15 protein-coding genes are annotated in these 13,574 nt (G+C 42.2%); 11 read left to right on the plus strand and 4 right to left on the minus strand.

The features are described 5' to 3' along the window. Nucleotides 1-4 precede the first annotated feature (4 nt). From COT72_02650 to COT72_02690, 9 genes are all read left to right on the plus strand, one after another. Complete coding sequence (locus tag COT72_02650; protein PIO00044.1) at nt 5-433, plus strand: hypothetical protein; 429 nt, start codon at nt 5-7, stop codon at nt 431-433. A 17-nt stretch (nt 434-450) separates the two neighbouring features. Next, the gene (locus COT72_02655; protein ID PIO00045.1) at nt 451-1,071 is read left to right on the plus strand and encodes a hypothetical protein; all 621 of its coding nucleotides are present in this window, start codon (nt 451-453) and stop codon (nt 1,069-1,071) included. 72 nt (nt 1,072-1,143) lie between these two features. Beyond that, on the plus strand, nt 1,144-1,728 hold the full coding sequence (locus COT72_02660; protein PIO00046.1) for a TATA-box-binding protein: 585 nt from the start codon (nt 1,144-1,146) through the stop codon (nt 1,726-1,728). Continuing rightward, nucleotides 1,706-3,745, plus strand: coding sequence for an AAA family ATPase (locus tag COT72_02665; protein ID PIO00047.1), 2,040 nt, complete (start codon nt 1,706-1,708; stop codon nt 3,743-3,745). Before COT72_02660 ends, COT72_02665 begins: the two co-directional genes overlap by 23 nt. A gap of 66 nt (nt 3,746-3,811) precedes the next feature. Continuing rightward, entirely contained in the window at nt 3,812-4,645 is an 834-nt protein-coding gene (locus COT72_02670; protein PIO00048.1) for a hypothetical protein, read from the plus strand. A gap of 49 nt (nt 4,646-4,694) precedes the next feature. Then, the gene (locus tag COT72_02675) at nt 4,695-5,108 is read left to right on the plus strand and encodes a translation initiation factor IF-2 subunit beta (GenBank protein PIO00049.1); all 414 of its coding nucleotides are present in this window, start codon (nt 4,695-4,697) and stop codon (nt 5,106-5,108) included. Nucleotides 5,109-5,114: 6 nt separating this feature from the next. Next, nucleotides 5,115-5,423, plus strand: coding sequence for a hypothetical protein (locus COT72_02680; protein PIO00050.1), 309 nt, complete (start codon nt 5,115-5,117; stop codon nt 5,421-5,423). Nucleotides 5,424-5,481: 58 nt separating this feature from the next. Beyond that, a complete protein-coding gene (locus COT72_02685; GenBank protein ID PIO00051.1) occupies nt 5,482-5,994 on the plus strand; it encodes a hypothetical protein in 513 nt (170 codons plus the stop codon). A gap of 60 nt (nt 5,995-6,054) precedes the next feature. Then, on the plus strand, nt 6,055-7,344 hold the full coding sequence (locus COT72_02690; GenBank protein PIO00052.1) for an aspartate--tRNA(Asn) ligase: 1,290 nt from the start codon (nt 6,055-6,057) through the stop codon (nt 7,342-7,344). 51 nt (nt 7,345-7,395) lie between these two features. Here the strand turns inward: COT72_02690 and COT72_02695 are convergent, their stop codons facing one another. From COT72_02695 to COT72_02710, 4 genes are all read right to left on the minus strand, one after another. Beyond that, on the minus strand, nt 7,396-8,643 hold the full coding sequence (locus tag COT72_02695; GenBank protein PIO00053.1) for a hypothetical protein: 1,248 nt from the start codon (nt 8,641-8,643) through the stop codon (nt 7,396-7,398). 62 nt (nt 8,644-8,705) lie between these two features. Further along, a complete protein-coding gene (locus COT72_02700; protein PIO00054.1) occupies nt 8,706-10,124 on the minus strand; it encodes an Asp-tRNA(Asn)/Glu-tRNA(Gln) amidotransferase GatCAB subunit B in 1,419 nt (472 codons plus the stop codon). Further along, the gene (locus COT72_02705) at nt 10,121-11,524 is read right to left on the minus strand and encodes an Asp-tRNA(Asn)/Glu-tRNA(Gln) amidotransferase subunit GatA (protein ID PIO00055.1); all 1,404 of its coding nucleotides are present in this window, start codon (nt 11,522-11,524) and stop codon (nt 10,121-10,123) included. The genes COT72_02700 and COT72_02705 overlap by 4 nt, the downstream gene beginning before the upstream one ends. Further along, nucleotides 11,521-11,808 carry an Asp-tRNA(Asn)/Glu-tRNA(Gln) amidotransferase GatCAB subunit C gene (locus COT72_02710; protein ID PIO00056.1) on the minus strand — a complete coding sequence of 96 codons (288 nt, stop codon included), beginning with the start codon at nt 11,806-11,808 and terminating at the stop codon, nt 11,521-11,523. The genes COT72_02705 and COT72_02710 overlap by 4 nt, the downstream gene beginning before the upstream one ends. A 142-nt stretch (nt 11,809-11,950) precedes the next feature. Between COT72_02710 and COT72_02715 the strand changes: the two genes are divergently transcribed. Then, entirely contained in the window at nt 11,951-12,946 is a 996-nt protein-coding gene (locus COT72_02715) for a hypothetical protein (protein ID PIO00057.1), read from the plus strand. Nucleotides 12,947-12,994: 48 nt separating this feature from the next. After that, nucleotides 12,995-13,531 (plus strand): hypothetical protein, encoded by a 537-nt coding sequence (locus COT72_02720; GenBank protein ID PIO00058.1) that lies wholly within the window; start codon nt 12,995-12,997, stop codon nt 13,529-13,531. The last annotated feature ends 43 nt before the right edge of the window (nt 13,532-13,574 follow it).

The following is a 13,574-nucleotide window of genomic DNA, read 5'->3' on the forward strand; positions in this document are numbered from 1 at the left end:
GAGTATGATTCCAGTTATCATAGAGTTGAGCGTGCTTCTTTCTAAAACGCCTAAGCAGGTAACGCTTGTCACAAAAGATGAGGGCGTGCTGAGCATGCTCGAAGAGCAGGGAAGTCTTATTGCAAAACACACCGGAATCACGCATTTGCGCGCTCAAGCATTTGACCCTGAAGGTGTGCGCAGGGGTTTGCGCGTTGATTATGAAAAGGTTGAAGAACAATATGGCAAGGATACGCCAATTATTATAGGAAAGATTGCGACATTGAGTGCTGAGAGTGTGAAAAAAAATACAAAAGAGGGCATTATCATGCTCACGCTCAATGGTAAGGAGTACGCACTTGAATCCTCTTGGATTGAAGAACGCGTTGAAGCGCCTGAAGGTTTTACAAAAATCCAGTTTAGCAAAGGTTATATACTCTTTAAAGAAGAGTAGTGAGCAGTATGCCAAACATGATGCCTCTTGTTGTTAGTAACAATGTAGCCCCAGACGTGCAAAACACGTACGTTTCAGCGATTTTATGGGGTGAAGTGCTTGACATGATTGATTTTTTGTGCTATGACGTGCAAAACATGCGTAATCATAAAAAAGTCCGTGCACGAAGCATGGGGGACTTGTTGTATTGGCGCTTTGAAGACGTACCATTTTTTGTTGCAGGTTCACTTGACGCGTATGAGCAATGCAGTGTAGACACGCTGTTAGCAGACCATACCAAAAAGTTAGAAACAAAAGAACGTGTTTCTTTTAAGAAACTAAAAGAGTGGAATCAGCCAATAACAGAGTTTGCACGCGGGTATGAATTGCAAGGAATTCTTGAGAAAAACGAGTGGGACCCGCTTGATTGTGCTCTTCTTGGAGTGTATCGTGCACGAGAAAGCGCGCTTCCTGCAATTCTTGGCGTTGCCTATGAAAAGAAAGAACCAGTAAGCACGCTTGTGAGCGTGAATGTAAATGGTTCCTGGTGTTTTTTTCAAGCAGGTAAAGGGTTTTCAAAAGAAGCAATTTTTGATTACAAAAGCGGCAAAAAGAGTGTGCTTTTTGCCTTTTATCCACGCGATTCCCAGTGGTTTTAACTATAGGTCGTGTTATCAAACCATTTAAATACCCTAGTTCCTTTAAATAGGGTATAAAAAGGGTGATTAAAAATGGTTGATGAAATACATGAAGACTCTCTTAAAGGAGATATCACGGTTCAAAATATTGTTGCATCTGTTTCCTTGCACGTTGAAATACCTCTAGAAAAAGTCAGCACTGAAATCAAAAACACGGAATACGATCCCGAACAGTTTCCAGGATTGGTGTTTCGTATTCGCGACCCAAAAGTGAGCGCGCTTTTGTTTAGCAGCGGAAAAGTCGTGTGCACAGGCGCAAAAGAACGTGAAGACATTAACTTAGCTGTTCAAAAGATTATTGAAGCGCTCAAAACAATTGGCGTTGAAGTCACCAAAGAACCAGACATCAAAGTCCAAAATATTGTTGCAAGTGGCGACATTCACATGCGCTTAAACCTCAACCAGCTTGTGTTTGACCTTAAATACGCTGAATACGAGCCTGAACAGTTTCCCGGTCTTGTGTACAAATTGCCTCACAGCCACATCACCTTCTTGTTATTTGGCACGGGTAAAATTGTATGTACGGGAGCAGTAAACATTAAAGAGATAAACGAAGCCGTAGATACACTGGTATCCACATTAAAGGGTCTCAGTGATGGAACAAGAACAGGAGCTTAAGGAAACAAAGATAATTCAGCTATTCGAAGAATTCTTGCGCGATACGTATTATCGCGAGCTTGTTGACGCTACTGAAAGTGACAGCAAGAGCTTATTTATTGATTATGCCGTGCTTTCTATTACCAATGCTGAGCTTGCTGACGCGATTGAAAAACATCCAAAAAAGACGATTGATAGTTTCAAAAAAGCTTTGCAAAACATTGATTTGCCACGCACAGATATTAATCTGCGTTTTGTGAACGTGCCTGCAGGCATGATTGTGCCGATTCGAAATATTCGCAGCGAACACATTGGCAAGTTTTTTGCAATTGAAGGAACAATTCGTAATGCAAGCGAAGTCAGGCCCGTTTCAAAAGCAGCAGTTTTTGAGTGTTCTACGTGCGGTGCAGACAATATTGTAAAGCAGCGCGAAACTAAGTTCACTGAGCCAACACATTGCGTAAATAATTGCGTGCGAGCACGCTTTAAGCTCAAAAAACAGTTGTTAATTGACACGGTAAACGTGACCATTGAAGAGAGTCCTGAAACCCTTGATGGCGGTGAGCAGCCAAAGCGTTTGTTCGCGTTTTTAGAGGATGATTTGGTTTCTCCAACACGCGAAAAAGAAATCCTTCCTGGAAATAAAGTTCGACTAATCGGTGTTCTCAAAGAATACCCCGTGGTGCTCAGAACAGGCGGTCAGAGTACGCGCTACGAGTTTATCTTGGAAACAAATAATGTTGAACCGATTCAAAAAGAGTTTGAATCCCTTGATATCAGCAAGGAAGATGAAGAAAAGATTAAAGAAATTAGCAAAGAACCAGATTTATACTTGAAATTGCGAAAGTCCATTGCACCAAACATCTTAGGGTATGATGAGATTAAGGATGCGCTCGTGCTTCAAATCTTTGGAGGCGTGCGAAAAATGAGAAAAGATGGCACGAGTTCACGCGGAGATGTGCACATCTTGCTTGTTGGCGATCCAGGAACCGGTAAGTCGCAAATGCTCACGTACATGCATCGTTTAGCGCCAAAAAGCGTGTATGTAACGGGTAAGGGCACGAGCGCGGCAGGACTGACAGCCACGGTTATCAAAGATGAGATTTCAAAGGATTGGATTTTAGAAGCTGGCGCATTGGTGCTTGCAAACAAGGGTGTTGCCGTTGTTGACGAGTTTGACAAGATGGATCATGAAGACCGTGTTGCCATGCACGAGGCTATGGCTCAGCAAACCGTAACTATTAACAAAGCAAACATTCATGCAACGCTCAATGCGCAAGCAAGCGTGCTTGCTGCTGCAAACCCAAAACTCGGCCGTTTTGACCCGTATACGGTGATTACTGAGCAGATTAATTTGCAACCAACCCTGATTAATCGTTTTGACCTTATTTTTACGGTACAAGACATTCCTGACCAGCAGCGTGACGAAAAGATTGCAAAGCATGTGTTGCAAATTCATAAAAATCCTAAGGAATTTGACGCACCCTATGAAGCGAGTCTGTTTCGAAAATACGTGGCGTTTGCCAAAAAAACGTGCAAACCTGCGCTTACTGATGAAGCCATTGAAGAGATTTCAAACTTTTATGTGAAGCTTCGAACGCGCAAAGGCATGGATGAAAAAGAATTGAGCGCTATACCGATTAGTGCGCGCCAATTAGAAGCATTAGTTCGTCTTGCTGAAGCAAACGCGCGCATTCGCCTGCACAACAAAGTTGAGAAGAGTGATGCACGAAGGTCAATTGAGTTATTGCAGTATAGCATGAATCAAGTGGGTATTGACCCGGAGACGGGCGAGCTTGATATTGACCGAATTGTTACGGGTATCTCGCAGTCGCAGCGCAATAAGATACTTGTGCTAAAAGATATTTTCAAAGAGCTTGAATCAAAGCATGGCGAGCAAATTCCTATAGAAGACGTGCTTAAAGCAGCTGCTGCGCGGGGCATTGACGAAGGTAAGGCTGAAGAGATTATTAGCAAGATGAAGAAGAACGGCGAAGTGTACGAGCCGCGTCATGGCAGGCTCTCACGCATGAAATAGTTTGGCATGATTTTTGTTCTCTATTATCTAAACGTTTAAAGCAGTCAAAGGTGTCAGGGTATTTTGATGGACGAGCAGGAAAAATTTGTATTTAAAAAATACTGGTTATCCCAAGTTAAGTTAGGAACGTACACCGGGGATTGTCTGACTGTTGAGGCTGATAGGGTGTATCGCGTGAACACGATTGCAACGGTTGTGTCAAAGTTTGTGTCTGATGATAACAATTATGCTGCTATCATACTTGATGATGGGAGCGCAACAATCCGCGCAAAAGCGTGGAAAGAGGATGTTAATCGTTTTAGCCGTTTGGACGTGGGGGATTTAGTGAACTTTTTTGGAAACGTTCGCGAATATGAGGGGGAAGTGTATCTTGCACCGGCAATTATTACTAACATTCGAAACCCCAATTGGGAGGTAGCACGCCGGCTTGAGTTAGTAAAATTGCGTGGCAAACCAAAGGATGTGCTTGCGCGCGCAAACGTGGTCGAAAGCGATTTGCCACAAACCAAGGCTGACGCGATTGCAACAAAACCAGCAGTGCCACAACAGATTCAAGAGCAAAAACAAGTGCCAGGTGAGCAAACGCCAGTAAGCGCCAAAGAAGCAAGTTCGGCAAAACCGGTTGAGCAAAAAACTCCTGCGAGCGCACAAAAATCTCTTGAAGAGCCTAAAGCTGAGCAAAAAACGCCGGCTCCTGTGCCCAAAGCAGAAGAGTTAGTGAGCGCGCGCCAACTCGTATCAGTGATTCGCTCGCTTGATGCAGGTCATGGTGCGGATATTAACCTGATTATTGAAAAGAGCGGCAAGACCCGCGACCAAGTCATTGCCATTGTGCGAAACTTGATGGATAAAGGTGACGTGTACGAGCCAGAACCAAACAAGCTGAAAGTTTTGGAGTAAATTCTTTTTAGCAAAACTATAAAAAGCAGGGATTTATCGTGTTCTACTTATGGATGAGTCTGCATACAAGCAATTATTGGAAAAAGCGCGAAAAGAACTGCCTGAGGAAGTGTTTAAAAAATCACGTTTTACTGTGCCAAGTGTTGAAAGCTTTATTCAGGGAAAGAAAACAATTTTTTCAAATTTCGCAAAAATCATTGACTACATTAACCGCGACAAGGAACATGTCTTAAAGTTCTTGTCAAAAGAGCTTGCAACAAGCGCAGTTATTGAAAGTGGTAAGGCAGTATTTATAGGAAAATTTTCTGGCACGCAAATTGCTGACAAAATCAAGAAATATCTCAAAGAATTTGTAATATGCACTGAGTGCGGAAAACCTGACACGCATATGCAAAAAGAGAACCGCGTTACGTTTCTCAAATGTGCAGCGTGCGGTGCAACGCGTCCTGTTCAAAACATTTAGGATACCATGTTAGTGCGCATTCATGAGGTTGAACAGCAGGGGTTTAAAGAAATAGTTGTGGCATTATGCGATACAGAACTTATAGGCAAGACTCTTAGTGATGATTTTTTTGTTAATCCGCGCTTTTATCAAGGCGAACATCTGCGTAACAAAAGAGCGCTTGACGTGATTCGCGGCGCATCCATGGTAAACGCAATTGGAAACAAGAGCGTGTCATTTCTTATCAAACACGGGTTTGTAAAAGAAAACGAAACTGTGCGTATTGATGGCGTGATGCACGCACAAATATTTGTAGTTGAAGAGCGCCGCACATAAGGTAAGGGGGGTTCTTGCAAAGACTTTTAAAAGCGCTCAAGCTCTTTTGTTAGCAGTTATGAGTATTACCACTCGTTTTTGCGCGCTTTGCGGCAAAACCATTAATGAAAGTGTATTTTGCAGTGATTGCTCTATTGAAGCACACCCGCAAAGGATTGTTCGCTTGCGCCAATGCTCAAAATGTGGCACTATCTATCACGCAAATAAAAAAGTGACTATGGGCGTTGAAGATTTTCTCAAGCAAACATTTGGCGAGAACACACAAGCAGACATCACCTCGTTTGTGTGCAAGTATTGCAACCCTCAACAGTATCGTGCAAACGTGCAATTGCGTGGGTTTGATTTTAATGAACGCGTACTTGGACCCTACGCAGAGTATGTAAAGGAAGTTATCACTAAAAAAGAGGGTACTGACATGCATTTTGCAAATGCAGGCAAAGCATTTGATTTTGTGCGCGAGTTTAGAAAAACACATGACTGCACATTTAAAAAAACGAGTTCACTTGTCACGCAACGAAAAGATGGCAAGAAAGTGTATCGTCCAACCTTTCTTCTACGAAAGAAAGACTAAAAAAGGGCAAAACACCTCTTACTACTCACAACCCCACAAAACGTGGAGGATTGATACCATATGAAACTAATATCAACTGCAGAAGCATTCAAAAAATCCGGCAAAGTCACGCTTGGCGGCTGGGTTGATGAACTAAAAATTCTTGGAGGCCTCAAATTTATTTGGCTTCGGGACAAAACAGGAAAAATTCAGGTTACCGTTAATAAAAAGACTTCAAACAAAGAGGTGTTTAATGCAGTTGATACCCTCACCAAAGAAAGTGTTATTCTCGTAACGGGAATTATCAAAAACGTGCCGCAGGCACCTGGCGGAAAAGAAATAAGCCCAGAAAAAATTGAGCTTGTTAACAAAGCAGAACAACCGGTTCCGCTAGATATTTCAGGTCATGCAAATTCAGGTCTTGACGCGCGACTTGACTGGCGCTTTTTAGATCTTCGAAAGCCTGAACAGCAAGCGATTTTTCGCATTCAAAGCGTGATGAGTAACGCGTTTCGCCAACACTTTTACAATAAAGGTTTTACTGAAATCCAGCCTCCGTGCGTGATTGCAGCAGCAAGTGAAGGAGGTGCGGAATTGTTTCCGGTCATTTATTTTGATAAAGAAGCGTTTCTGGCACAAAGCCCGCAATTGTACAAGCAAATGGTGCTCGCATCAGGTTTTGATAAAGTCTTTATGACAACTCCAGTGTGGCGCGCAGAACCGCATGCAACACCACGACATTTGAACGAAGCACGCCAGTATGATATTGAAGTTGCATGGGCAAATGATACTGAAGCTCTTGACTATCTTGAAGAAGTGTTAATCCATATTATCAAGACAGTTAAAAAAGAGTGCAAGAATGAGTTGAAATTGCTTAAGCGTGATTTGAAAGTACCAAAAGCAGTGCGCATTACCTACACTGAAGCACTCAAGCAACTTGCAAACGAGGGCATTACAATTGAGTGGGGTCAAGATCTAACTCCTGAAGCTGAGCGAATGCTTTGCAAGGTGCATGGTGAAGAAAACTTTGTGTTCATTCAAGAGTGGCCAACTAACGTTCGCGCATTTTATTCAATGCCAAAAGAAGGCAATGAAAACGTGTGTCTTGCCTATGACGCATTGTATGGGGGTATGGAATTATTGTCTGGCGCGACTCGTGTGCATAAAGTAGATATTCTTGAAAAGCAATTGCGTGCAAAAGGGCTTGACCCTGCAAAGTTCAAGTTTTACCTTGACGCATTTAGATATGGGTGTCCGCCACATAGTGGTTGGAGTTTTGGCTTGGAGCGCTTGACTATGACTGTTTTGGGCTTGTCAAACATTCGTGAAGGAACGCTTTTTGCCCGAGACCAAAACAGGCTTACTCCTTAAAAATTAATTAAAATTTGAGCGTACACGCGCTCACAATTCTTTGTTTTATTTTCATTCAGTTACTTCTTCTTGAACATACATTCTAAAGTTAGATCGACTTTCATCAAAAATAGACTTTGCCGCACGCAGATGACCGGGGGACAAACGGCGCGGAGTGTCATCATGATGGGTTCTCACTTCCGCGGTAGCAAGTCGCAAATTTCGTGGGTTAGCATTTAACACATCGCGCTTTGTATAATATACACCACCAAAGAGTTTCGCGCGCAATAAAGAAAGGCGGATAGTATTCCCCGTTAAAGTATCGAAACGCTTCTCGTAAGGAAAGAGACTTTCATGACCAACAGGAGCATTTAGCAAATCAACGTTACCCGATGCGAGTATGTGAGTGCTCAATTCAACAGATTCTTTCTTATTAGATGGGTTGATGATAAGATATGAAATCGGACTATACTCATTCCTGAACTGTGTCACAGAAACATCCCTCAATAAAGGATTAAACTGATGAGGTAATGTCTTTGTAGTAAATGGGTCAAAGCTTGTATATGAATTGGAAATTGGAAGTAAACGATAAGGTGAAACGCTATCTAAAAGTTTAGCGACACTTTCTATTTCATAAGTATCAGATTTTGTTGTATCTACTAGTGAAACCCCATTCAATCCTCTCACCTGCTTTATACTTTCATATCCTAATGAATGCAAAACAAATCTCTCAGGCACAGCACTGCTCTCAGCAAAAATGAATTCTTTTAGGGTATCAATAATTTCGGGTACCCCCGGTTCGACATCAATGAAGGACGTGATAGTTTCCTCTTCAAAAACAGGTGACGGGGAGAATATAATATAATGGTCGTTTATAATATCAGAACAGTTCTCTATCGCTTCGAAAGGTCCAATTACACCAAACTTGCCAAAAATCCTCACCGCATCTTCAGGAACGAACACCACATAATTTTTGCTCACTTTTTCTTGGTTTGGGTTCTGAATCAGCAACATATCCAGTTTACCTTCATACCCCCATGTTTCTGTAATTGTAGGAAACGATTCAATAGTTTTTTGGAAATGAACAAAACCACGAAGGAAGAATCTTTTTTTATTTTGTGGATCATGTACAATCACTTCACCAAAAGTATGAAGCGTTTTGAAAACGGCGTTTCGCACCTCAGGCAAATAATCGGGGACAAGGGGATTTTGCGCCCCTAAGATAACATCTCTGGCAAACTGATCAATATTTTTTGCGGGTCGAATAAATGTATTATAATGTTTTGCATAATTCCTTCCAAAAAGAGGTGCTTTCAACATATGATTAAATCAAAGAAGTCAACTAATAAAAATAGTGGAGAAAAAAACTACACATTCCCTTTTTATTTTCGTGCCCGTTCTAGAATGAGTTGTCTGACCTTGTCAAGGTCTGCTGACACGCCCAGTTCTCGAAGGACTTGCCCAAGCAGGAAATTAACTGCTTTGTCTTGACCTGCTTTAATGTCTGCGACTGCTTTTTGATGTGCCTTCATGGCTTTGTCAACAGCACGGGTAAGCGCTTTTTCATCAGAAAGGGTTTTCCACCCTTTTGTTTCAACAATGGTTTTTGGACTCTCACCGTGCAAGAATTCATCTGTTTTGAGCACTTCTTTTGCCACTTTGTTTGTAATCTCTCCAGTCTCAAGCATTGAGAGTAGTTTCGCAAAGTTTTGAGGAGTAATCCTAACCTGCGCGATTGTTTTCTTTTGGTAGTGTAAGCTCTTAAGCAGAAACGTTGCTGTCCAGTTTGCAAGGTTTTGCGCGTTCTTGTAGTGTTTAAATGTTGCTTCAAAAAAGTCTGCTAATGCCTTATCAACAAGCACGAGCGCGTCAGCAACATCACGATTGAGTGCAAGGTCTTTAACAAACCGGGATATGCGCACGTCAGGCAACTCAGGCAGGGCGCGCTTTGCATCAGCAACTGCTTTTTTATTGATATCATAGAGGGGAAGGTCTGGTTCAAAGATGTAGCCATAGTCTGCTTCTTCTTCTTTTGTGCGCAAGCTCTTTGTAATGCCTGATGCAGCGTTAAAGTGGCGTGTGTGCTGTTCAATAGGCGTTTTTCGCTCGTAAAGCATTTTTTGGCGGCTGATTTCAAAAAGCAATGCTTTTTCAATGTTTTTTGCGCCAGTGATGTTTTTGATTTCAACACGGTTTCCGCCATGAATAGAAACATTTGCATCAGCTTTCATAACAAACGAGTCCTCATACACGCCAAGATGCTGGAGAATGCTCCGCAATTTTTGCATGAATTCGCGCGCCTGAGCAGGTGTTGACAAGTCGGGTTCGGTTACGATTTCAACAAGCGGAAGACCTGAACGGTTGTAGTCAACAAGTGTGTATTTTGAGTGAGTAATGTCCCCGCCAACGTGCACGAGTTTTCCGGGGTCTTCTTCAATGTGCACGCGTCGAAGCCGGATTTTTTTGTCTTTGCCATCAACTTTGATGATTAAGTAACCGCCTTGCGAGATAGGCAGTTCGTATTGGGTTGTTTGAAAGTTTTTTGGCATGTCTGGATAAAAATAGGTTTTTCTGCTAAAAAACATCTCAGAGCTGATAGTTCCATTAAGTGCAAGTGAAACAGCAAGAGCTTTTTCAAACACGCCCCGATTGAATGAAGGTTTAGCACCAGGCATGCCAAGACACGTGGGGCAGGTGTTTGTATTTGGTTTTCCTTCATCTTTGAAATTAGTTGAACACGCGCAGAATAGTTTTGTTTTTGTATTGAGTTGTACGTGCACTTCAAGACCTATCAGTATCATTTTTGTGCACCTCGCTCGAGGGTGTGTGCCACGCCGAGCACGCCTTGTTCCTGCAAGTGGTCTCCAACAACAAGCGCGCCAACGGGAAGTCCTTCAAGCGCGCCAACCTTCACTGAAGCATGAGGCATGCCGGTGAGGTTTGGACCTGAAACAAAAAAGTCAAGCGCGTAGACTTGCACGGGAGTGAGTTTTGAAACATCCTCAAACGTGGGGGGGAGTATGGGCATTGCTGGTGAAACAATAAATGAATGTTTTTTGAGGATTTTTTTGTATTCAGCAATAATTTTTGTGCGCACTTTCATTGCTTTAATATAATATTTTCCGCGATACCCGCTCATGCGCGCAAACGTGCCAAGAAGCAGTCGCCGTTTTGCTTCATCACCAAAGCCTTGTTCGCGAACCTCTGAGAACAAGGTAGTGTAGTCTTTTTCAACACTTTTTGGGTGCAATCCGTAACGCATACCCGCGTACTTGGCAAGGTTTGTTGACGTTTCACTCATAGCAATCATGTAATAATCCCACACACCATACGTGTCATTAAGGGGCATTGAAACTTCAGTGTAGTTAATGCGCGCATCATTAAGAGCAGAAAGAACCGTATCAGTAATGCGTTTGTCAACACCCTCTGCGTGAATTATTTTTGGAACCGCTATGTCAAGTCCTTTAACGGTTTTTGGAGTTAAAAGGGAGGACATTTTTTGGTTGAGTGTGGTCGGGTCTTTTGAATCAACTCCACTCATGACTTCAAGAAGGAGGCCGGCGTCGCGCACACGTTGAGCCATAGAACCAATCTTGTCAAGGGAATTTGCATAATCAATAAGACCATACCGTGAAACGCGCCCATAGGTTGGTGTGAGACCTGCAACGCCGCAATAACTTGCAGGCGCAGCAATGCTTCCGCCTGTACTTTCAGCAATACTAAGGTGAGGAAAATCAGCAAGCGCAGTAAATGCTGCACTCCCGCTTGATGAGCCGCCGCAGACTCTGCGCGCATCATGAGGATTTCGTGCAGGGGTGTAACCAATACCCGTATTCGTGCCAAACGTGCCGTAGCCGAATTCATCTTGAGCTGTTTTTCCAATAATAATAGCACCTTCTGCTTTTACGCGTTCAATAACTGTTGCGTCAAAAACGGGTTTGTAGCCTTTGAGAATTTTGCTTCCAGCAGTGCTTTCTGTGCCTTCAACACAAATACAATCTTTTACACTAATTGGCACGCCAGCGAGTTTTCCTTTTTTGTTAAAGGTTTTAAGCTGCTTTTTTAGGTCAGTCTCAGAAACAAATGTGTTCATGAAGTGATATTTTTCATTGAGCTTTTTTGCATGTTCAACCGCTTGTGCTACTATGTCTTTAGCATCAACTTTGCCTTTTTGAACATCAGTAACGTATCTGTGAATCATGCAATACTCCCTGTTTTGAACATGCTATCTTCTTTTTGAGTTGTGTTTGAAAGTGCCTGTGCAGGGGTAAGAGACTTTTTGGGAGTGTCTTCTCGAAACACGTTTGCAATGCGAACAGGATGAAACGAAGCAACTGTTCCTTCTACATCAAGTTCGTCGAGTTTTGAGAATGCATCCAAAACGTCGCTAAAATCATTTGAGAATCGCACCAGTTCCTCATCAGAGAGCTTGATACGCGCGATACTGGCAACTTTTTTGACAGTTTCCTTTGTTACACGGCTCATAACGTCAATACATGTTAAAATGCTTTAAAAAGTTATGTAAATGAAACTAGAAAAAAACACACCATAAAGATTTTTAAGACGCAGTGAAAATATTCTGGTATGCTCTGCTAAACTCGGTTAGCAGGTTTGAGATTATGCAGTTATGGCTCTCACTAAACGCGTTCATTTGATTGGAACTGGCGGAACTATTGCTATGGTTAAAAACAAGAAGGACGCGTATGTCCCTGCAAAGAGTGCACAAGAATTGATTGATAACGTCCCGGAAGTTAGTGCGCTTTGCAACAAAAAAAAGCGCAGTATTGAGCTTAGTTCAGAAACCATGAGCAGTATTGACAGCTCAAACATTACTACTGCTCATTGGAAGGCGCTTGGAGAGCGTGTGATGAGCGCGTATGAAAAAGGCGTTGAAGGCATTGTTATCACGCATGGCACGGACACGCTGCAATGGACAGCACAATACCTTGGATTATCATTTAAAAACGTAAGCATTCCCCTAGTTCTCACCGGTTCACAAATTCCCATTGGTCAGTCTGGCAGTGATGGTATTGAAAATTTAACAAACGCGATTGATGTTGCAGGATGTCTTACACCCCTTAATGCGGTGTCTGTTGTGTTTGCACACAAAATTCTTGGCTACAAAAATCTTCTCAAAACAGAGATTTGGGATGCAGACGCGTTTGACACTCCAGAATACGCCTATTATGGAGTCATAAAAAATAGAGTAACACAGTATACACAACACTTCAAAACACCAAAAAAAACAATGACCTACAATAGTGACTGGAATTTTAACACCGACCTTATCACACCAACACCCGCAATGGACCCCAAACGTCTTGAACACGCGCTTTTAGGTCTTGATGGGGCAGTTATTGTCGGGTATGGTGCGGGTCATGTGCGTGTTGAACAAGAAAGCCTGCTTGAAGTGCTTGCCGCACAGTCAATTCCCCTTATTATAACCTCGCCTGCAAAAGGTGATTTTGATTTAAGCAGGTATGAAGTGGGAATAAAACTCAAGAAACAGGTGATTATTGCATCAAACCTCACACCAACATATGCGCAGATGAAATTGCAAAAACTTCTTGGTGAAAAAAAAACCTATCAACAGATAAAAAATGCGTTTGAGAGCAATGTATAGATGATTTGCGCATAATATTAATAAATTTCAAATACTGCCAGAGAAAGTATGGACAAAAACGTATCCTCGATTGATGAGGTTTTAGACTATCTTGAGAAGATCACTACAAAATCTCAATATTTTGAAAAAATAGACAAATCTTCAAAAGATGCACTGCAAAAGCTTGTTTTGCATAACACACTCAAAGAAGTCATACACTGCCCGTTGTATTTTAAAGACGAAAAACTGGTTTCAGTTAATCTGCCTCCTGAACCTACCAAAAAATCATGGTTGTTTGGCATTCTGTCATGGAACGAACCCAATTATGATGCAAAAAAGTCTCTGATTGAAACACTCTTTGACACGCTTGAAGTCACCTATCAAAATGAGACAATTGGTTATGGACACATGCTTCGAAAAGCACATGAAGTAAATGCAGGACATGCACGTGCGTACGCTGCAATGCTTAAGGAGGATTCAAAAAATGTGCAGAGCTATAAAACATTGATTAACCTTCTTGATGGCGAGAAAAACTTGGAAGATGAACTCACACAGGAGCGCGTGCTCAAGCGTGACTGGCTTTCAATCAAGTATCGATACCGATGAAACTACTTGCTGCTATTCTTGCACTCAGATTACGTTATTAGAT

The organism is archaeon CG10_big_fil_rev_8_21_14_0_10_43_11, from assembly GCA_002763265.1.
Classification (GTDB): domain Archaea; phylum Nanobdellota; class Nanobdellia; order PEZQ01; family PEZQ01; genus PEZQ01.

Coding starts and splice junctions, on each gene's coding strand:
- COT72_02665 (PIO00047.1), top strand. CDS start 1,706: ATGGAACAAGAACAGGAGCTTAAGGAAACAAAGATAATTCAGCTATTC.
- COT72_02670 (PIO00048.1), top strand. CDS start 3,812: ATGGACGAGCAGGAAAAATTTGTATTTAAAAAATACTGGTTATCCCAA.
- COT72_02675 (PIO00049.1), top strand. CDS start 4,695: ATGGATGAGTCTGCATACAAGCAATTATTGGAAAAAGCGCGAAAAGAA.
- COT72_02715 (PIO00057.1), top strand. CDS start 11,951: ATGGCTCTCACTAAACGCGTTCATTTGATTGGAACTGGCGGAACTATT.
- COT72_02680 (PIO00050.1), top strand. CDS start 5,115: ATGTTAGTGCGCATTCATGAGGTTGAACAGCAGGGGTTTAAAGAAATA.
- COT72_02695 (PIO00053.1), bottom strand. CDS start 8,643: ATGTTGAAAGCACCTCTTTTTGGAAGGAATTATGCAAAACATTATAAT.
- COT72_02705 (PIO00055.1), bottom strand. CDS start 11,524: ATGATTCACAGATACGTTACTGATGTTCAAAAAGGCAAAGTTGATGCT.
- COT72_02685 (PIO00051.1), top strand. CDS start 5,482: ATGAGTATTACCACTCGTTTTTGCGCGCTTTGCGGCAAAACCATTAAT.
- COT72_02700 (PIO00054.1), bottom strand. CDS start 10,124: ATGATACTGATAGGTCTTGAAGTGCACGTACAACTCAATACAAAAACA.
- COT72_02660 (PIO00046.1), top strand. CDS start 1,144: ATGGTTGATGAAATACATGAAGACTCTCTTAAAGGAGATATCACGGTT.
- COT72_02720 (PIO00058.1), top strand. CDS start 12,995: ATGGACAAAAACGTATCCTCGATTGATGAGGTTTTAGACTATCTTGAG.
- COT72_02655 (PIO00045.1), top strand. CDS start 451: ATGATGCCTCTTGTTGTTAGTAACAATGTAGCCCCAGACGTGCAAAAC.
- COT72_02690 (PIO00052.1), top strand. CDS start 6,055: ATGAAACTAATATCAACTGCAGAAGCATTCAAAAAATCCGGCAAAGTC.
- COT72_02650 (PIO00044.1), top strand. CDS start 5: ATGATTCCAGTTATCATAGAGTTGAGCGTGCTTCTTTCTAAAACGCCT.
- COT72_02710 (PIO00056.1), bottom strand. CDS start 11,808: ATGAGCCGTGTAACAAAGGAAACTGTCAAAAAAGTTGCCAGTATCGCG.